The following is an 18,585-nucleotide window of genomic DNA, read 5'->3' on the forward strand; positions in this document are numbered from 1 at the left end:
AGCACCACCTCACCCAACTCTCCGCTACGGAGCGCTAGTTCGCACCACCATCCAGCTGAACCAGAAGTTCCTGACGTAGCGTCAAATAAGGCCGTGCTCGCGCAGATACTCGAGTTGCGCGCGCACCGAGAGCTCGGCAGCCGGCCACAGCGACCGGTCGACGTCCGAGTAGACCAGGGCCACCACGTCCGCCGCCGTGAGGTGGCCGTTCTCCACCGCCGTCTCCACCTGGGCCAGCCGGTGGGCGCGGTGGGCCAGATAGAACTCGACGGCACCCTGCGCGTCGTCGAGCACCGGGCCATGCCCCGGCAGCACGGTGTGCACACCGTCATCAACAGTCAGCGAACGCAGCCTGCGAAGGGAGTCGAGATAGTCGCCCAGGCGGCCGTCGGGATGGGCCACGACGGTCGTGCCGCGCCCGAGGACCGTGTCGCCCGTCAGGACGGCCCGGTCGGCGGGCAGATGGAAGCAGAGCGAGTCGGCGGTATGGCCAGGGGTGGGCACCACCCTCATCTCCAGGCCACCGGTGGTGATGACATCGCCCGCAGCGAGGCCCTCGTCCCCCAGGCGCAGGGCCGGGTCCAGGGCGCGCACGGGGGTGCGGGTCAGCTCCGCGAAGCGGGCCGCGCCCTCGGCGTGGTCGGGGTGCCCATGGGTGAGCAGGGTCAGCGCGACCTGCTTGCCCGCCTTCTCGGCCGTGGCGATGACGTGGTTGAGGTGCGCGTCGTCGAGCGGCCCGGGGTCGATGACGACAGCCAGGTCGGAGTCGGGCTCGGCGATGATCCAGGTGTTGGTGCCGTCCAGGGTCATCGCGGAGGGGTTGGGCGCGAGGACGTTGGTCGCGCGGTCGGTCGCAGGGCCCGAAAGGACCCCGCCGCGCGGCTGCCCGGGAAGAGCGGCGGCATCACTCATACGGCACCTCCAGGGGTGGCGGAGTCGGTGGTCACCTGGGCAAGCCTCGCGGAACGGACCAGTGCCTGGCGACCGCGCCTCGCGAGGCCGTCCGGCGCAAGGTCGATGGGGGTGGCGGCGGCGGGGGTCATGAGGGACGGCCCCCGGCCGGAATGCGCTTGGTGAACTCGTCGTGGCCCGGCCAGCTCAGGACGAGTTCCCCGGTGTCGGTAAGGCGGGCCCGGGCGAGGACGGGGGTCAGATCACGTTCGGCCGCGCCGACAAGGGCTTCGGCGGCAGTGGCGTACGGAAGGAGGTCACGCAGGGTGGAAATGGTCGGCGGCATCATCAGGAGCTCGCCCTTGTCGTAGCCGGCGGCGGCTTCGGCGGGGCGGATCCAGACGGTGCGGTCGGCCTCGGTGGAGGCGTTCCGGGTTACCTGGCCCTCGGGGAGCGCGGCGACGAAGAACCAGGTGTCGTAGCGCCTGGGCTCGAACTCGGGGGTGATCCAGCGCGCCCAGGCGCCGAGCAGGTCGGAGCGGAGTACGAGGCCGCGCCGCTCCAGGAACTCGGCGAAGCTGAGGTCGCGGGTCACCAGGGCCTGGCGGTCGGCCTCCCAGTCGTCGCCGGTGGTGTCGCCGACGACGGTAGTGGCGTCGGGGCCCGCGAGGAGGACGCCCGCCTCCTCGTAGGTCTCGCGGACCGCGGCGCAGACGATGGCCTGGGCGGAGGCGGGGTCGGTGCCGAGGCGTTCGGCCCAGGTCTCGCGGGCCGGTCCTGCCCAGCCGAGTTCGGCGTCCTCGGCGTCGCGGGGGTCCACGCCGCCGCCCGGGTACGCGTACGCGCCTCCGGCGAAGGCCATGGAAGCCCGTCTGCGCAGCATGTGTACGGCGGGGCCGGTGTCCGTGCCGGTCGCTCCGTCCCGGAGCAGCATCACGGTGGCGGCCCGCCGCGGCTCGACCGCGGTGAGCTCGCCTGCGGCGAGGGCACGGATGCGGTCCGGCCACTCCGGCGGGTACCACTGACCATTGGGCATGGGCGGATGCTACGGGGTGGCGTGCGGATGTTCGAGGGGGTGCGTGTAGGTGACATCCCTTTGACACGCATGGCATGACACACATGACACGCACGGGCGGGACCGAAGGGGCCCCTGATCCGGCACATCCGGCACCCATGATTCACAAGCGGCTGCCCACCAGCGGTAGGCAGCCACCTCCAGCGGTAAGCGGGCACCACCGGCCGTCACTCAGCGGCCACCACCGGCCGTCACTGGCCAGCCGTCACCAGGCACCCGCCACCAGTGGCACGGTCGCTATCCGTCGAAAGCCGGCCCCCTTGGGGACCGGCCCTCAACGAAAGGAGATCAGCCGAGCGGAAATCAGCGACAAGCAGCGACGAGCAGCAAAGAGAGAAGGTCGGCAATCGACCACGCCGCTCGACAACCAGCTCGACGATCGCGAAGAGGTCAGGCCTCGACGAGCTCCACCTGGATCTCGACCTCGACCGGGGCGTCCAGGGGCAGCACCGCTACGCCCACCGCGCTGCGGGCGTGGACGCCCTTGTCGCCGAGGACGGCGCCGAGGAGTTCGCTGGCGCCGTTGATGACACCGGGCTGGCCGGTGAAGTCGGAGGCGGAGGCCACGAAACCGACGACCTTCACGACGCGCGCAATGCGGTCCAGGTCGCCCACGACGGACTTGACGGCGGCCAGCGCGTTGAGGGCACAGGTGGCGGCCAGCTGCTTGGCCTCCTCCGGGGTGACCTCGCCGCCGACCTTGCCGGTGACGGGCAGCTTGCCCTCCACCATGGGGAGCTGCCCGGCGGTGTACACGTACACCCCGGACTGCACGGCGGGCTGGTAGGCGGCGAGCGGCGGGACGACCGACGGGAGGGTCAGGCCCAGTTCGGCCAGCTTGGCTTCTACGGCGCTCATGCCTGCTTCTCCCGCTTCAGGTAGGCCACGAGCTGCTCGGGGTTGTTCGGCCCGGGGACGACCTGGACCAGCTCCCAGCCGTCCTCGCCCCAGGTGTCCAGAATCTGCTTGGTCGCGTGCACGAGAAGGGGCACGGTCGCGTATTCCCACTTGGTCATGGGCCCGACTGTAGCCGCTGCCCGCCGCCCCCTCTCGCGGGCGCCTTACGCGGACCACATGCGTGAGCCGCGGGCGGACTGGTTAGGCTCGAAGATGTGAGCAGGCTCCAGGTCGTCAGCGGCAAGGGCGGTACCGGCAAGACCACGGTCGCCGCAGCACTCGCGCTCGCCCTCGCGAAGGAGGGCAGGCGCACGCTCCTCGTCGAGGTCGAGGGCAGACAGGGCATCGCGCAGCTCTTCGAGACGGAAGCCTTTCCGTACGAGGAGCGCAAGATCGCCGTCGCGCCCGGTGGCGGGGAGGTGTACGCGCTGGCCATCGACGCGGAACGGGCACTCCTCGACTACCTCCAGATGTTCTACAAGCTGGGCGGCGCGGGGCGGGCGCTGAAGAAGCTCGGCGCGATCGACTTCGCGACGACCATAGCGCCGGGGGTACGTGACGTACTCCTGACCGGCAAGGCCTGCGAGGCGGTGCGGCGCAAGAACAAGCAGGGGGGGTACGCGTACGACTACGTCGTGATGGACGCGCCGCCGACCGGGCGCATCACGCGCTTCCTGAACGTGAACGACGAAGTGGCCGGGCTCGCGAAGATCGGCCCGATACACAATCAGGCGCAGGCCGTCATGCGGGTCCTCAAGTCGCCTGAAACGGCAGTGCACTTGGTGACCCTGCTGGAGGAGATGCCCGTGCAGGAGACGGTCGACGGGATCGCCGAGCTGCGGGGCGCCGAGCTGCCGACGGGCAAGGTCATCGTGAACATGGTCCGGCCGCACGTCCTGGACGAGGCGGCGGTGCGCGGGGTCACCGGCGACCGGCGCAAGGAGGTCGCCAAGACGCTGACGCGGGCCGGGGTCACAGGTTCGGCGAAGCTGGTGACGCCGCTCCTGGAGCAGGCCGCCGAGCACGCTGAGCGGGTGGAGCTGGAGCGTGAACAGCGGGCGGCGCTGGGTCAGTTGGGGCTGCCGACGTACGAACTGCCGCTGATCGGCGAGGGAATGGATCTGGCCGGGCTCTACCGCCTGGCCACGGAACTGCGCAAGCTCGGGGTGGGTGAGTGACTTTGGACGCGGCCGAGCCGCTGGCGATCGATCCGCTGCTGGACGATCCGGGTACCCGCATCATCGTGTGCTGCGGCTCGGGCGGGGTGGGCAAGACAACTACCGCCGCCGCACTGGGAGTTCGGGCCGCCGAGCGCGGCCGGAAGGTCGTGGTGCTCACCATCGACCCGGCCCGCAGGCTCGCCCAGTCCATGGGCATCGACTCGCTGGACAACACCCCGCGCCGGGTCAAGGACGTGGAGGGCGACGGCGAACTGCACGCCATGATGCTCGACATGAAGCGGACCTTCGACGAGATCGTCGAGGCACACGCGGATCCGGACCGGGCCAAGGCGATCCTGTCGAACCCCTTCTACCAGTCCCTGTCTGCCGGCTTCGCGGGCACGCAGGAGTACATGGCGATGGAGAAGCTGGGGCAGCTGCGGGCCAGGGACGAGTGGGACCTGATCGTGGTCGACACCCCGCCGTCGCGCTCCGCGCTCGACTTCCTGGACGCGCCGAAACGCCTCGGGTCGTTCCTCGACGGCAAGTTCATCAAGCTGCTCATGGCGCCCGCGAAGATGGGCGGCCGGGCCGGGATGAAGTTCCTCAATGTCGGCATGTCGATGATGACCGGCACCCTGGGGAAGCTGCTCGGCGGGCCTTTCCTGCACGACGTGCAGACCTTCGTGGCGGCCATGGACACGATGTTCGGCGGGTTCCGGACCAGGGCGGATGCCACCTACCGTCTGTTGCAGGCGCCGGGCACCGCGTTCCTCGTCGTCGCCGCGCCCGAGCGGGACGCGCTGCGCGAGGCCGCGTACTTCGTGGAGCGCCTCGCTGCCGACGACATGCCGCTGGCCGGGCTCGTACTCAACCGCGTACACGGGAGTGCGGCGTCCCGCCTCTCGGCCGAGCGCGCCCTCGCCGCGGCGGAGAGTCTCGAAGAGCCGCCGGACCCGGCGGATGCCTCTGCAGAAAACCCTGCAGAAAATCTTGACGACCGTCGCATTGTCGATCAGGAGGCCGGGAAGGCTGGAGATCGTGGCTCCAGCGATTCCTCTCCCCACGCTGTTGCTTCCGACGCTCATGCGTCCAACGCGGATGTTTCCCACGCTCACGCTTCCGACGCTGATGCAGCTGGTGCACGCGCAGGCATAGACCCAGATCAGGTGGGCTCGGATCAGGTGGGCCCGGATCGAGAAGTCCCAGATCAGGAATCCGTGGAGCGGCTGACCGCCGGGCTGCTGCGGCTGCATGCCGAGCGGATGCAGGTGCTCGCGCGTGAACAGCGGACGCGCGACCGTTTCACCGCACTCCACCCCGAGGTCCCGGTCGCCGAAGTGGCCGCCCTGCCCGGCGATGTGCACGACCTGGCGGGGCTGCGGACCATCGGGGACCGGCTCGCGGCCGGTGGTCCCCCGGCCGGAGCTGCCTGATCGTCCGACCTCGTCAGCCCGCTGCGGCGTACGCCTCGTCTCCGAAGGAATGCCGGTAGTCGTACGCCGACTCCTCCTCCGCGCACACGGGCAGGATTCCCGTGCTGCGCTCGTACTCGGTGCGCGCGGTTTCGAGGAGGCGGTGCCAGGAGGTGACGGTGGGGCGCCTGCGCAGAAGTGCGCGCCGCTCCCGTTCCGTCATTCCGCCCCACACGCCGAACTCGACGCGATTGTCGAGCGCATCGGCCAGGCACTCGGTCCGCACCGGACAACCGGTGCACACCGCCTTGGCCCTGTTCTGCGCTGCACCCTGAACAAACAGTTCGTCCGGATCGGTAGTGCGGCAGGCTGCCTGCGCACTCCAGTCGGTTACCCAGCCCATGCCGGCGCCGTCCTCTCCCGAATCGAGGCTCCCCCACGGCGGCAGCGGCATATTCACCGCTGCCAGTTGAGGACGTTACGGAAGGTGGGCACAGCGCAACACCCCCGTCGGGCCCAATCTTGAATGGCCCGAACGGACTATGCGTACGCGGCAGATCACCCAACGGAGTGAGCTGAGGACATGGGCGATGAATCCGAAATAATGGGACGTATCGGCTGAGTCACAACGGACGCCCGATGACGCATGAGGCGCAATCGGACACCAACCGGGTTGATTCCTGCCGGATTCGGGGACGGCGGAACACTTCCACGCACGGCCGAGGACTTGATACGGAACCGCACTGCTGTGACAGTTGAGAACAGCTTAGGCCAGAGCCTTCACCTGTGTCCGGCGATTGAGAACGTAGGCTGCCCCCATGGCAAAGAAGCGATCGGGCGGAGGCCTGACCGGGACCCAGCAGGCCGCCAAGTTCCTTGGTGTGAGTGTGCTGGCGGGGGCCGTGCTCGCAGGGATCGCCCTGCCGGCGGCCGGCGCGCTGGGGCTCGCGGCCAAGGGCACGGTCGAAGGATTCGACGAGATCCCGGCCAACCTGAAGACCCCGCCGCTGAGCCAGCGCACCACGATCCTCGACAACCAGGGCGGCACGATCGCCCAGGTCTACTCGCGCGACCGCACCGTGGTGCCGCTCGCCGACATCTCCCCGTACATGCAGAAGGCGATCGTCGCGATCGAGGACTCGCGCTTCTACGAGCACGGCGCGATCGACCTCAAGGGCGTCCTGCGCGCGATGAACAAGAACGCGACCAGCGGCGGTGTCGCCCAGGGCGCTTCCACCCTCACGCAGCAGTACGTGAAGAACGTCTTCGTCGAGGAGGCCGGGGACGACCCCGACAAGGTCGCCGAGGCCACCCAGCAGACGATCGGCCGCAAGGTCAAGGAGCTCAAGTACGCGATCCAGGTCGAGGAGGAGCTCGGCAAGAAGAAGATCCTGGAGAACTACCTCAACATCACGTTCTTCGGGCAGCAGGCGTACGGCATCGAGGCCGCCGCCAAGCGCTACTTCTCCAAGTCGGCCAAGGACCTGACCCTGGACGAGTCGGCGATGCTCGCCGGGATCGTGCAGTCGCCCAGCCGGTACGACCCCGTCAACGACGCGCAGGAATCCAAGAAGCGCCGCAACACGGTGCTCCAGCGGATGGCCGACATGAAGGACATCTCGCAGGCCGAGGCCGACAAGGCCATGCAGAAGCCCATCAAGCTGAGCGTGAGCAAGCCGAAGAACGGCTGCATCACCGCCGTCGAGGGCGCGGGCTTCTTCTGCGACTACGTGCGCGAGGTGTTCCTGTCCGACCCGGTCTTCGGCAAGACGAAGGAAGAGCGGGCCAAGCTCTGGAACCAGGGCGGGCTCACGGTTCAGACCACGCTCGACCCGCAGGCGCAGAAGTCGACGCAGGAGTCGATCAAGAACCACGTCTACCAGAAGGACACCGTCGCGACCGCGGTCTCGCTGGTCCAGCCCGGCACCGGCAAGGTCCTCGCGATGGGCCAGTCCAAGCCGTACGGATTCGGGGACAACGAGACGCAGATCAACTTCTCGGTCAACCGGCAGATGGGCGGCTCGAATTACGGCTTCCCGGTCGGCTCGACCTTCAAGCCCTTCCTGGCCGCGGCCGCGATCGAGGGCGGCAAGCCGCCGACCCAGCAGTACTCGGCCCCGTACGAGATGGACTATCCGGCGTCCGTCCAGACGTGCAACGGCAAGCCGTGGGTCAACGACGGCAAGCCCAAGCCGTACCACCTGGAGAACGAGAACGAGTCCGAGGTCGGCCCGTTCTCGCTGAGGGACGCGATGGCCAAGTCGGTCAACACGTACTTCGTGCAGATGCTCGGCGACATCGGCATGTGCCCGGTCTCGCAGATGACCGACAAGCTGCACGTGCTCCAGGGCAACGGCGACAAGCTGCCCATGGTGCCCTCGGCGCTGACGCTCGGCTCGACCGGTATCTCGCCGCTGACGATGGCCTCGGCGTACGCGACCTTCGCCAACCGGGGCACGTACTGCACGCCGATCGCCATCGAGTCGATCAAGAAGGCGGACGGCTCGTCGGTGCCGGTGCCGAAGAGCTCCTGCTCGCAGGCGATGTCGCAGAACACCGCGGACAGCATCAACAGCCTGCTGCGCGGCGTGATCGACTCCGGTACGGGTCAGGAGGCCGGGCTCAAGGACCGCGACAACGCGGGCAAGACCGGTACCACCGACGCCCGCAAGAACGCGTGGTTCGTCGGGTACACGTCGAACCTGTCCGCCGCGGTCTGGGTCGGCAGCCCGTCCCAGCGCGTCGAGATGAACAACATCACCATCGGCGGCCAGACGTACGAGCAGGTGTACGGCGGTCAGGTCCCCGGCCCCATCTGGCGCGACGCGATGACCGGCGCGCTGCAGGGCCAGACGTCGGCGCCCTTCGTCAACGTCAACATCCCCGACACCGGCCAGAAGCCGGCCGGCAACCCGCCCCCCGGCGCACCGGCCAGCACCCCCGACAAGAGCAAGAACAAGGGCAAGCACAAGCCGAAGCCGGGCGGCGAGAACAAGCCCCCGAACCCGAACCCCGACCCCAACCAGCCCTTCCCCGGCATCTCGCTCCCGCCGGGCGTCATCGGCGGGGACACGGGAGGGTGGCCGCAGTAGCGGTGCTCCTACGTAGGCGGCAGTAGCAGCGTCCTTACGCACGTGAAAGGGGCGCCCGGGATTCACAGAGAATCCGGGCGCCCCTTTTGTCAGCCGTACTCGTCAGCCGTATGTGTCAGCTGCGCTCGCCAGCCGTACTCAGCCCGCGAGGAGCTTCTTGACCGCGGCGGCGACGCGGCCGCCGTCGGCGAGCCCGGCCACCTTCGGGTTCACGATCTTCATGACGGCGCCCATCGCGCGCGGCCCCTCGGCGCCGGCGGCCCTGGCCTCCTCGACGGCGCTCGCGACGATCTCCGTGAGCTCGTCGTCGGAGAGCTGCTTGGGCAGGTACGCGTCGAGGATCTCGCCCTCGGCCAGCTCGCGCGCCGCGGACTCGGCACGGCCGCCCTGCTCGAAGGCCTCGGCGGCCTCGCGGCGCTTCTTCGCCTCCTTGGCGATCACCTTGAGCACCTCGTCGTCGGAGAGCTCGCGCGCGGTCTTCCCGGCGACCTCTTCCTTGGCGACGGCGGTGAGGGTCAGCCGGAGCGTGGACGAGCGCAGCTCGTCGCGCGCCTTCATGGCGGTGGTGAGGTCGTCCTTGAGTCGGGCCTTGAGCGTGGTCATGGGTCCAGTGTGTCAGGTGCACAGCGGTACCCGCCCGCCGATTTCCGCCCCGTACGCCGTTGTCGGCGGCGTCTGCGACGATGGGCGTATGCGCGCGCGATACGGAATTCCCTTGGGTATCACGGCGGTCGGGGCCGCCGGTCTCGCCTATGCGGCCGGCTTCGAGGCCAGATCCTTCCGGCTGAGGCGGGTCACCGTGCCGGTGCTGCCGCCGGGGGTGAGGCCGTTGCGCGTGCTCCAGGTCTCGGACATCCACATGGTGAGCGGCCAGCACAAGAAGCGGGCGTGGCTGCAGTCGCTTGCGGGCCTGCGCCCGGATTTCGTGGTGAACACGGGCGACAACCTCTCCGACCCGGAGGGCGTCCCCGAGGTGCTGGACGCGCTGGGGCCGCTGATGGAGTTCCCCGGCGTGTACGTCTTCGGCTCGAACGACTACTACGGCCCGAAGCTGCGCAACCCCGCGCGGTACCTGCTGGAGAAGGCCCAGGGCCGGCACGGCCTCAACGGCAACGCGCCGGCCGTCGGCGTCGTGCACAACCCGTGGGAAGAGCTGCGGGACGCGTTCGACATGGCGGGCTGGGTGAACCTGAGCAACACCCGGGGCCGCCTCAAGCTCGACGGCATGGAGCTGGCCTTCACGGGCCTGGACGACCCGCACATCAAGCGCGACCGGTACGACAGCGTGGCCGGCGGCCCGGAGCGGGACGCCGACCTGTCGATCGCGGTGGTCCACGCCCCCTACCTGCGCTCCCTGGAAGCCTTCACGGCGGACGGCTACCCCCTGATCCTGGCCGGCCACACCCACGGCGGCCAGCTGTGCATCCCCTTCTACGGCGCCCTGGTCACGAACTGCGACCTGGACACGGACCGGGTGAAGGGCCTGTCCACCCACTCCACGGAGGGCAACCGCGCCTACCTCCACGTCTCAGCGGGCTGCGGCACAAACCGCTACACCCCACTCCGCTTCGCCTGCCCGCCGGAGGCGACGTTGCTGACGCTGGTGGCCCGGCGGGGGTAGGTGCGCTGGGGGGCGCCCCGGGGTCGACGGCGGCTGCGGGGGCTGGGCGCCCCCGGGTCGGGCTGCTCCCGGAGGTGGGTGGGGGACCCGAGGCACCTGGGAGTCGGCGGCAGCTCGCGCGAGGGGCCTCCGGGACCCGTCCCGAGCCACTTCGCGATCCAGGCGGACGTACTGGTGGGGCTCGCCGTCGGCTGGCTGTCGGTACGGACGCAGAAGGGCGGGCCGCCCCTGCCCGCAGCGCCCCGAAAACCGGATTTCGTCTCCGGCCGCCAGTGGGCTAAAGTAAACGACGTCGCCGCGACAAGCGGAGACAATCGGGGTGTAGCGCAGCTTGGCAGCGCGCTTCGTTCGGGACGAAGAGGTCGTGGGTTCAAATCCCGCCACCCCGACAGCCGAAACACCAGGTCAGGCCCGGTTCTCCTTCACGGAGAACCGGGCCTGATTTGCGTTGGGGGGCCATTTTGGGAGCCGTTTGGGAGCCGACTTCGGGATGCGGCCCCCAAGCCGGGCCGGAGAGCAACAGAGAGCCGCTGCCGCAGCGACCGATCCGCCAGCAAAGATCACCGAGTTCCGCCATTGCTTACCCTCTGGTCCTGGCATCGCCAGGAACCGGACAACAGCGCCCTACGAACGGTTCTCGAACATCGTGCGCTTCGAGCCATCGGCCGACGGAGTTGTCGCGGGCGGCGCTGCCCGCCTTGAAAGTCACTCCTCGTCAGGAACCTCCCACTCTGCGTCAATAGCGCCTTGTCGGCCATGCCATCATTCGACCAGTTTCCTCTCCATCCTTCGCAATGATCACCCTCATACGGTGAACCTCGTTTTGTCTGCGTAAGTGCCAGCCGCATCTACCGGCGGAAGGTGCGATCACCTCGCAGACCCACGGGGCACGGGGAGGAAGCACACATGGATGCGTTGGCATTTCCCGCACTGGCCGGGACACTCCTGACCGAAGCGGTCAAGTTTCTCTTTGACCGAGCGAGTGCGGTGCTGGACCGGCGGGCAGGTCGGGTACCGCTGGAAGAGCCGGAGCAGGTCGCCGGGCAAACGCAGCCCTTGCTGGTCAGGGCACAGGCGCTCACCGACGAGCGCGTCGCCCGCATCACCGGGGCCCACGGGGCGCTTCGCGTCTACCTCTCGCGCCCCGAGTTCCTTCTCGGCGATGACGCCGAGCTGAGGGGGGTACTGGGGCGTCTTCGCCGGGACTTGGAGGAGGCATACGGACGCCCCCTGCCGTTCGGGGACGAGAAGGAGACAGATCGGCCCGGCATAGAGGTCTCCCAGCAAGCAGATCTCATCCACGGCAAACAGGTCGGCATGCGTGTTGGCGGCGACATCACGGAACGCGGACGAGCCCACGTCGACCAGAACGCCGGGACCATCGAAGCGACAGGTGAACAGGTCGGCATCGAAGTCGAAGGCACCATCGGCTGAGGCGGGCAACAACAGCATGAACTTCGATGACGGCCGCGCAGCAGATCCCCTGCAGCAGCCCCCCTTCCCTCCCAAGAGCGACGAGGGCGAGACGCCGACACCACCGAGCCCAGGACCCGACCCAAGCGGTCTGCCGGCACTGCCCCCTCCGCCACCCGAGCCGCCCAGCACCGCTCCGTCGACGGCGCCGGCTCGCGAATCAGTGGAGGCTGTCGGGCAGGCTGCCGTCCTTCAACGGGCCTTCTACAACTACGGCGAACAGGTCGGCACAAAGTACGTCTACGAGCAGACCCTCGATTCACACGCCCCGATCTCGCCTGAGTACCTAGCCGTGGTCCGCGAGGTGTATGCCGAGCCCCAACATGAACGACTGACGCCACCCCCTTTCAAGCAGGCCCTCGAAACCCTGCGTGCGGCCGGCTCCGTCCTGGTCATCAACCGACCGCCGAACAGCAGCCGGACGTTCACCGCCTACGCATTACTCGCCCATCTCAAGCGCGAAGGCGCCATCACTGAGGTCCGGCCGCTGGCCTTCGGCGGCTCCAAGTACTTCCCGACCAGACGTCTGCCGCACGACCATCGTTGCGGCTTCCTGCTCGAACTCCCGCCAGACGAGGATGACTTCACCGTCGACGAGTCCTTCGGCGGCAACCTGAGCAAGCTCGTCGACCGCCTCCAACGACGTGACTGCCGCTTGATCGTCCTCACCCGCCCCGACCAGTGGAGACGTATCAGCTCCGGGGCACCGGACGGCGTCGCTCCAGAACTAGGGGCGGTTAGTCCGCGGCTTATCGCCGAACGGTGGCTTCTGGCACACGAGACCGACTTTCCGGCAGATCCTTGGCTCGACCACAAGGACATTAAGCCGCTCCTTGTCGGCCAAGCCCCGACCGACGTGCTCAACCTCGTATATCTCATGCTTGAACAGCATCGGGCAGCGAAGTCCGCCACGCCGGTTGCCGCCGAGCAGGCACATGAGCGCAGGCGAGAAGTGTCCCTGCGTCTGACGTTCGACAAGCAGGTAGCCAACGTAGTGGCGGCCCACAGCAATTGGGAGGACGCCCTCTATCACTGGCATGAGCCCAAGGGACGTTCCCGCACCAGTTTCGAACGCAACTTCCTGCTGGCCGCGGCCGTCCTGCGCGGCGATCCGGTCGGTCACGTGTATGCCAAGGCAGCCGAACTGACCGGACAACTCGACAACGTCACAGTCGAGGTCGACGGGCAAAAGGAGCCCGGCGTTATCGCCATGGCGAGGGTCGCGGGGGCGCGGCGCGAGGACGACGGCACCCTCAGCTTTACCCGTCCGCACTGGGACGACGCCATCATCGAGTACTTCTGGAACGACCGCCCCCTTGCTCGCTCCGCGTTCCTCCGATGGCTCGCCCAGGCCCCTGTCGTCGATGCCACCACGAGCAAGGAAGCGCTGGAGATCATCAGCAGGGACGGTCGGCTTGCCTTGGCCGAGCGTGTGGGGCAGTTCGCTTTGCGATGGGCTGTTCGCCATCGTCGCCAGACCCCACTGGAGCGGATCGTCGAGGAGTGGCACAAGCAGGGAACAGCTAAGGAGCTGTGGCCCTTGGCCGTTCGGCTCCTGGACTCCGCAGCCATCCACGCCGCCAGCGCGCCCTATATCCATTCCATGCTGCTGGCTTGGTCGAACCGAAGCCAGCCTCACCTGCAGAGAGCCGTCGTAGAGGTATGTACGGGAACGTTCGGTCGCCGGCATACGGCCAAAGCGCTGCGCCGGCTCAGGAACGTCGCCTCGCAAGGACACCCTGACGTGATCGACACGCTGCGCGAGGCAGTACGCGTCCTATGGGAGGACGCGACCGTGCGACAGATGCTGTTCGGGTACGTCGTTGACTGGTGCAAAACGGAGAAGACAAGCCAAACCGTGGGACACCGAACGTTCGCCGCCTTGGCCCTGAACTCTCCGTCCGAAACGACCGGCCTGCCACCGCTCCTTCAGGCCATGGACGAAGAGCGCCCGGACGACGAAGACACCTTCCGTCCACCTCTGCAAGGACTCGTGACTGGCTGGCGCACCCTGTTGCGCCAGGCGGCAGGGCCGACAGGAGAACGAGACCTCGACAAGGCAGTGTTCACGTGGCTCGACGCAGCGCTGCACCGGCCCGCGCTTAAGCCCATCGTCTTCGACACTCTGCGTCAGGCCGTGAACGTTGCCGGGACTGAAGGGCCACCCCTTCGCGAGGCACTGCGCACATCCGCCCAGTGGTGGGTCCAGGGGCAAGACCGCCCCTATTCCGAGGCGAAGGAAGAGCTCAAACTGGAGTTGTCCGCGTTGCTCGACCAGGACCTCACCGCTCGCCGCAGCGAGCCTCCCACACAGCAGCCATCGCAGGTCACGGACGACGAGCCCCCGGCCCCAACGGAGGCCGAGGCCGCATGAAACTCCCTGGCCGCAAGGGACACGCACCAATAGCGGAAAGCCAGCCCAGCTGGACGTCCGCTTTTACGGACCGTCCCAAGAGCATGGACCCGACGCTGTCCTTCACGGCAGAAATCCGAGTCACATGGCGGCGGCACATCGATACAGGACCGCAGGCGAGCCCTCGCACTGCTTCACTCATCGCCCGGCGAGAAGTCGAGAAGGCGGCCGGGCACTGTGATGTCCTGCGTCCGGTAGCTGCCGAGCAGGACATCACTGCCGCTCTCCAACAACAGCTCCCTCTCGCGGAGAGCGGAGTCCTGGTGACCGACCTCCACATACGCCTCAGAGTGGACGACGGTACGCGCGAGGCCGCGCTCCTCGCAGAACGTCTGCAACAGGAGTATCGACGGAAGAAGGAACGCCTCAGACGCGACCACGAACTGGACGAGCTTGCGCGACGTCAGGTCCGAGCCCGCGAGTTGTTCCTCCGGGAGGAGATCCTCGCCAACCCTGCGGCTGCCCGCCTCTACGGGCTCCTGGAAGGAACATCCAATCACTGGTCTCGCCTGGGCGGGCCACCGACGGGCACCAACCTCGAAGAGCTCGTGCGCGAGGTCCGTCAATGGCAGCCAGGAGAACGGTGGGTCACCGTCGCGCAGCTCCTTCACGGCTTCGTCGCCAACCTGACGGAAGCAGGGCGCAAAGAGCTACTCGTCATTCTCGCCGACGCTGTCCGCGCGTTCGGCGACGAGAACACGGCCCAGCGCCTCGCACTGCTCTCGAGCGAGGCGCAGTGAAAATTGCCGCGCTGCGCTGGGCGCTTGACCCTCTCACCAGCATGTTGGCATTGCGGCTGCGTGCACGGGAGCGTGGCCGCCTTTCCTACGATGCCGCCTGGCATCTGGCACGGATCACGCGCCATCCTGACGAAATGGGCTATCGCCTGCACGGGCACCGGAGCGACGACACGTAGCGAGGCGTCAGCGCATGGCACGATTCCGCAGAAGATCGCCGAGCACACGTACCAGGATGCGGGGCACATGGCGATCCGATCGTCGAGCGCCGCTTCCCACTGCTCGGTCAGACCGGTCATGAGGCGACGGCGCATGCTCGACGTGACGTGGGCGTATCGCCCGGAGACTGAGCCGTCACTGTGCCCATATGTTCGTCCATGAGGACCTTCTCGGAGCCGAGGTCCTCCATCATCGTGCGGTGGGGCCGCCGGTGCGCGCCGCACCCTGGCCGCGGAAGACGTACGTCCTGCCATGGCAGGGGCACGGCATCGGCTTGGTACAGGCGATGTGGGTGAAGACCAGGGCAGACAATCAGTCCGTCGAGTCGATGGTGCGGTAGCTGTCGTCCTTGGGCGGACAGCGCACCAGCCCGCCGGTGTCCAGTTCGCATAGCTGCCACTCGATGCGGAACATGACCCTCTGGACGGACTCCGTTTCCAAGCCGAAATTTCGCCCCAACGCTTGCCCGTATAGCCCTTGAGGACCGTCGCGACGAACTCGTCGTCGCGGCCGGACGTGGCGTGCGTGGTGGGCTTCCATCCCGTCCGCCACCGACCCAGGCGGACGGGATGGAAGCTAGGGAGAGTGGTAGTGCGGAGGTAGCCGTTCGACCACCGGCCACCATCAGCCTGCCGCCCGCTCTGCCCTTCTTTCCACAATGACACGCGCCCTTTTATGCAAATACAGCGGAAATTCGTGATCCGTCAAAATTTCTTGCAGTTCAGAATTATCCTGGATCCGCTGCCAAACTACCGAAATGATGGCATTTTCATGCCAATGCAATTCAATGTTCCTGGTCATCCCACCGACCACGCCATTAATCGACATAGCCTTAGTTTTCGCGTGCTCTTCGCCGAAAACTCTTGAGCAGGAAGACACCAGCACCTGATTGGGCGTGCGCGCATCTAGGAACGCGTGCTCCTCTTCTTCTGAACGGTCACGCGACGGGACAGTGAGAGCCCAATATACCGTCCGCCCCTGGTGAGCGAACTCCTCGACTGCTACGGCTCGCTCCAGGTACCGTTCAATCTCGCAAATATCGAGTGGCGGAATGCCAGGCCACGCGGTTCCTCGACTAATAGCAAAGGATTCATCAACGAAAAAAGCGTGCCCGGGAAAAAGATGTCTCGACAGGGCAATCAGGCCGGCCTGGGCGGATATCTCGGCGGTGGCCAGCTGGTCTAGGACCAATTGCATCGAGTCTCGATCGATCGAGGTCATTGCGCTGACCAGCGGTGACAGCCAACGATCCGGAACGAGGAAACGCGACGCGAACTCGTTCGCCTCTCGCTCTTGCATACCACTAGCCGCCGCAACCGAGAATTCGCTACCTATAGAGTCGGAGTCCACCGAGCAATCAACAGTCCCCGAATGCCAAGCTAGCTCGATATGGGCAAGCTCATGGGCAAGAGTGAAACGCTCTCGCAGTGGGTGTAGCCCACTGCGAACAAAGACGCGTGGCAATTCCTCGCCCAGCACAGTCACAGCATCGCATTCATGCGACCAATCAACGTACTCGACCTGTGCACGCGCCAGGAGAAGTGCTTTCACGTCAACGGGAGGCTTTAGATCAAACTTATTGACCAGCGTCTTCGCCCGAGTGCGGGCAGCTTTTAAAGACGGCCAGTTTTCTGAAGCCAAGTGAGGACGCCTTCAACTTCGCTGACGGAGGCTGCGCGGGCGGCAAGTCGGAGCCCGTCGGCAGACTGAACCAATTCATCACTGATGGTGCGTCCGTGCCGATGGGCAGAGACGATATACCGCAACGTGGTTGGCTTTTCTACCCAGAGCTGGTACTCGTCCCAGGTCATGCCCAACCACTCATGCAACTCAAGATCCGTGTCATCAGCGTCGTGCCAGGCATCGACGTAGGAGTCAATGTCGTCGACTCCCGCCACACCGACGAGTGCATCGTCAACGAAAGTAGCCTTAGACATCGATCCTCCTTCCCCTGACTGCGGGCTTGATCATTTCCCGTGTGACGGGATGAGCTACACCAAGGTGGCGACCTCGCTTATTGAACACCTCAACCTCGCCCCCGTGTTCCCCATCCCAGGTGTAGATACGCTCCCCATCAGGGGAATACCACCGCTTAGACGGGGAAACGAAGCGAGATTTCAGGCCGTGCAAGAAGCAATCTTCCGGCAAGTTTACCCAGGGCACAGCGAGCGATGCTAGCTCCCGTGGCTCCATGGTGCACCAGGTTTGCCAAGCATCAAGATCCGACGGACGGGCGCACCAAGTGTCTAACTGCGTGACAACCGCGACGCCCGACCACGAACAACCGTGGACGTCAGCGGACCATCAGCGCAGGTGACGGGCGCCGCAGGTCAAGGACGGCGAGCATCCCGAGTTGCTTCGGGACGAAGAGGTCGTGGGTTCAAATCCCGCCACCCCGACAGCTGTAAGACCAGGTCAGGCCTGGTACTGAGAAATCAGTACCAGGCCTGATTTGTGTTTCCGGACCGCGTGGGGAGTGAGCGGGGAGTGGATCATGGAAATGCCACTCCCCGGGGAGTAGTACAGGAGCGAGATCACACCAGAAGCGAGCGCGACGGCCGGGGTGCCTCGTGGCCCCGACAAACGCCAAAGAGGCCGCTCCCTGACGGAACGGCCTCTTCTGCTGGGACGGTCACGTAATTCCCCGGGCTGCCATCCCGTCGTTCCGGAGGGGTGTCCGGGGCCAGTGTCTGAAGGCGGCTCGAACTACCGCCCTGAGCGGAAGCTACGCGGACGCACATGACAGTTGGGAGCCAGCTCCGCGATCATTAGCCGATGATCATGAGACCAGACCTTCTCAGTCTGAGCATTGCGTGTCCTCCACCCGACGAGGGCGTCGTGGAGGTCCGTCCGATCGTCAATGGCCGGGATCTTCTGGCCGAGGTGGTCCCCGGCGGCGTGGGAGGCTCCCGGTACGTGGGAGAGGGCCCCAGGGATCTGCTGGGCCAAGACGGGCCGTTGCATGCCACGGCGACGCCCCACAAGGTTCGTCTCGCTTGGTCCGGGTGCGGCGTGGAGGAGTGCTGTGGCGCGCTGTACATGACGGTCACGCATAACGGGGATCATGTTGTCTGGGCAGGCTGGCACGACCTGGCCAATCAGGACTTTGACCTGCCGGAGCTTCGGTTCACCGCAGGTCAGTACGAGGCCGAGGTCCTACGAGCCGGAGAGGACCGCAGTTGGGAGTGGCCGGCAGGAGCGGTTGCGCGGCTGCTTGAGGCGGGGCTGAGGGGATGCGGGGACTGGCTCGTCAGGTGGGACTGCGAGTTGGAAGGCGTCTGGGCCTCCCGCAAGGAACCCGATCGAATCCACGTCGTCCTGAGGCATCCCCGTAACCGGGCCGATGCAGATCTGCCCTGGCTCCAGTTCGGGATGGCCATCCCGATCTCTGCGGACGCCGCATCGATCCAAGCCGAGAGCCTTGAAGCGCGGCTGACCGCAGGCGATCCCCGTGCAACCGCCGAGGTCTGGGGAGGTTCGCATGATGCCGAGCAACTGGGCTACCCATGGCCGCCCGTCGACCCGCTGTCCATGTGAACGGCAGGGAGAGGCGGGGTTGGGCCATCCCCTGTCGCTGGGCATCCACTCGCAA

At 66.8% G+C, this 18,585-nt stretch carries 18 protein-coding genes, 1 tRNA gene and 1 pseudogene; 10 read left to right on the plus strand and 10 right to left on the minus strand.

Going from position 1 to position 18,585, the window contains the following annotated elements; translation table 11 throughout:
• Positions 1–81: 81 nt before the first annotated feature.
• From IE206_RS10465 to sp36, 4 genes are all read right to left on the minus strand, one after another.
• A complete protein-coding gene (locus tag IE206_RS10465; RefSeq protein WP_189961769.1) occupies positions 82–912 on the minus strand; it encodes an MBL fold metallo-hydrolase in 831 nt (276 codons plus the stop codon).
• A gap of 127 nt (positions 913–1,039) precedes the next feature.
• Positions 1,040–1,927 (minus strand): NUDIX hydrolase, encoded by an 888-nt coding sequence (locus IE206_RS10470; RefSeq protein ID WP_189961770.1) that lies wholly within the window; start codon positions 1,925–1,927, stop codon positions 1,040–1,042.
• Between the two features lie 429 nt (positions 1,928–2,356).
• A complete protein-coding gene (locus IE206_RS10475; protein ID WP_189961771.1) occupies positions 2,357–2,824 on the minus strand; it encodes a RidA family protein in 468 nt (155 codons plus the stop codon).
• Entirely contained in the window at positions 2,821–2,982 is a 162-nt protein-coding gene (gene sp36, locus IE206_RS10480) for a Sp36 family protein (RefSeq protein WP_003975360.1), read from the minus strand. Before sp36 ends, IE206_RS10475 begins: the two co-directional genes overlap by 4 nt.
• 96 nt (positions 2,983–3,078) lie before the next feature.
• Between sp36 and bagA the strand changes: the two genes are divergently transcribed.
• Together bagA and bagB are read left to right on the plus strand one after the other, a co-directional pair.
• Complete coding sequence (bagA, locus tag IE206_RS10485; protein WP_189961772.1) at positions 3,079–4,041, plus strand: ATPase BagA; 963 nt, start codon at positions 3,079–3,081, stop codon at positions 4,039–4,041.
• Positions 4,038–5,459 carry an ATPase BagB gene (gene bagB / locus IE206_RS10490; RefSeq protein ID WP_189961773.1) on the plus strand — a complete coding sequence of 474 codons (1,422 nt, stop codon included), beginning with the start codon at positions 4,038–4,040 and terminating at the stop codon, positions 5,457–5,459. The genes bagA and bagB overlap by 4 nt, the downstream gene beginning before the upstream one ends.
• Before the next feature lie 13 nt (positions 5,460–5,472).
• On the opposite strand, the gene IE206_RS10495 is transcribed toward bagB, so the two are convergent.
• On the minus strand, positions 5,473–5,841 hold the full coding sequence (locus IE206_RS10495) for a WhiB family transcriptional regulator (RefSeq protein ID WP_189961774.1): 369 nt from the start codon (positions 5,839–5,841) through the stop codon (positions 5,473–5,475).
• Between the two features lie 415 nt (positions 5,842–6,256).
• On the opposite strand from IE206_RS10495, the gene IE206_RS10500 reads away from it, so the two are divergent.
• Positions 6,257–8,530 carry a transglycosylase domain-containing protein gene (locus IE206_RS10500; RefSeq protein ID WP_189961775.1) on the plus strand — a complete coding sequence of 758 codons (2,274 nt, stop codon included), beginning with the start codon at positions 6,257–6,259 and terminating at the stop codon, positions 8,528–8,530.
• A gap of 138 nt (positions 8,531–8,668) precedes the next feature.
• Here IE206_RS10500 and IE206_RS10505 read toward each other — a convergent pair whose 3' ends face one another.
• On the minus strand, positions 8,669–9,133 hold the full coding sequence (locus IE206_RS10505; protein ID WP_189961776.1) for a GatB/YqeY domain-containing protein: 465 nt from the start codon (positions 9,131–9,133) through the stop codon (positions 8,669–8,671).
• A gap of 88 nt (positions 9,134–9,221) precedes the next feature.
• On the opposite strand from IE206_RS10505, the gene IE206_RS10510 reads away from it, so the two are divergent.
• The 6 genes from IE206_RS10510 (at position 9,222) to IE206_RS10535 (ending at position 14,953) form a co-directional block, all read left to right on the plus strand.
• A complete protein-coding gene (locus IE206_RS10510) occupies positions 9,222–10,151 on the plus strand; it encodes a metallophosphoesterase (protein ID WP_189961777.1) in 930 nt (309 codons plus the stop codon).
• Between the two features lie 315 nt (positions 10,152–10,466).
• Positions 10,467–10,540 (plus strand) — tRNA-Pro (locus tag IE206_RS10515).
• Between the two features lie 517 nt (positions 10,541–11,057).
• Positions 11,058–11,585 (plus strand): hypothetical protein, encoded by a 528-nt coding sequence (locus tag IE206_RS10520; RefSeq protein ID WP_189961778.1) that lies wholly within the window; start codon positions 11,058–11,060, stop codon positions 11,583–11,585.
• A 16-nt stretch (positions 11,586–11,601) separates the two neighbouring features.
• Entirely contained in the window at positions 11,602–13,998 is a 2,397-nt protein-coding gene (locus IE206_RS10525) for a hypothetical protein (RefSeq protein WP_226598550.1), read from the plus strand.
• A gap of 302 nt (positions 13,999–14,300) precedes the next feature.
• The gene (locus IE206_RS10530; protein WP_189961779.1) at positions 14,301–14,777 is read left to right on the plus strand and encodes a hypothetical protein; all 477 of its coding nucleotides are present in this window, start codon (positions 14,301–14,303) and stop codon (positions 14,775–14,777) included.
• Positions 14,774–14,953, plus strand: a complete 180-nt coding sequence (locus IE206_RS10535; protein WP_189961780.1) for a hypothetical protein — start codon at positions 14,774–14,776, stop codon at positions 14,951–14,953. Before IE206_RS10530 ends, IE206_RS10535 begins: the two co-directional genes overlap by 4 nt.
• 7 nt (positions 14,954–14,960) lie before the next feature.
• On the opposite strand, the pseudogene IE206_RS10540 reads toward IE206_RS10535, so the two are convergent.
• The 4 genes and pseudogenes from IE206_RS10540 to IE206_RS43560 all read right to left on the minus strand — a co-directional run.
• A pseudogene (locus tag IE206_RS10540) lies at positions 14,961–15,508 on the minus strand (hypothetical protein); the annotation flags it as partial.
• A 109-nt stretch (positions 15,509–15,617) separates the two neighbouring features.
• Positions 15,618–16,634, minus strand: coding sequence for an ImmA/IrrE family metallo-endopeptidase (locus IE206_RS10545; RefSeq protein WP_189961781.1), 1,017 nt, complete (start codon positions 16,632–16,634; stop codon positions 15,618–15,620).
• Positions 16,607–16,930 (minus strand): hypothetical protein, encoded by a 324-nt coding sequence (locus IE206_RS10550; RefSeq protein ID WP_189961782.1) that lies wholly within the window; start codon positions 16,928–16,930, stop codon positions 16,607–16,609. The genes IE206_RS10545 and IE206_RS10550 overlap by 28 nt, the downstream gene beginning before the upstream one ends.
• Complete coding sequence (locus tag IE206_RS43560) at positions 16,923–17,186, minus strand: colicin E3/pyocin S6 family cytotoxin (protein ID WP_189961783.1); 264 nt, start codon at positions 17,184–17,186, stop codon at positions 16,923–16,925. Before IE206_RS43560 ends, IE206_RS10550 begins: the two co-directional genes overlap by 8 nt.
• Before the next feature lie 582 nt (positions 17,187–17,768).
• Between IE206_RS43560 and IE206_RS10560 the strand changes: the two genes are divergently transcribed.
• On the plus strand, positions 17,769–18,530 hold the full coding sequence (locus tag IE206_RS10560; RefSeq protein WP_189961784.1) for a hypothetical protein: 762 nt from the start codon (positions 17,769–17,771) through the stop codon (positions 18,528–18,530).
• Positions 18,531–18,585: the final 55 nt, after the last annotated feature.

The organism is Streptomyces violascens, assembly GCF_014649955.1.
Taxonomy (GTDB): domain Bacteria; phylum Actinomycetota; class Actinomycetes; order Streptomycetales; family Streptomycetaceae; genus Streptomyces; species Streptomyces violascens.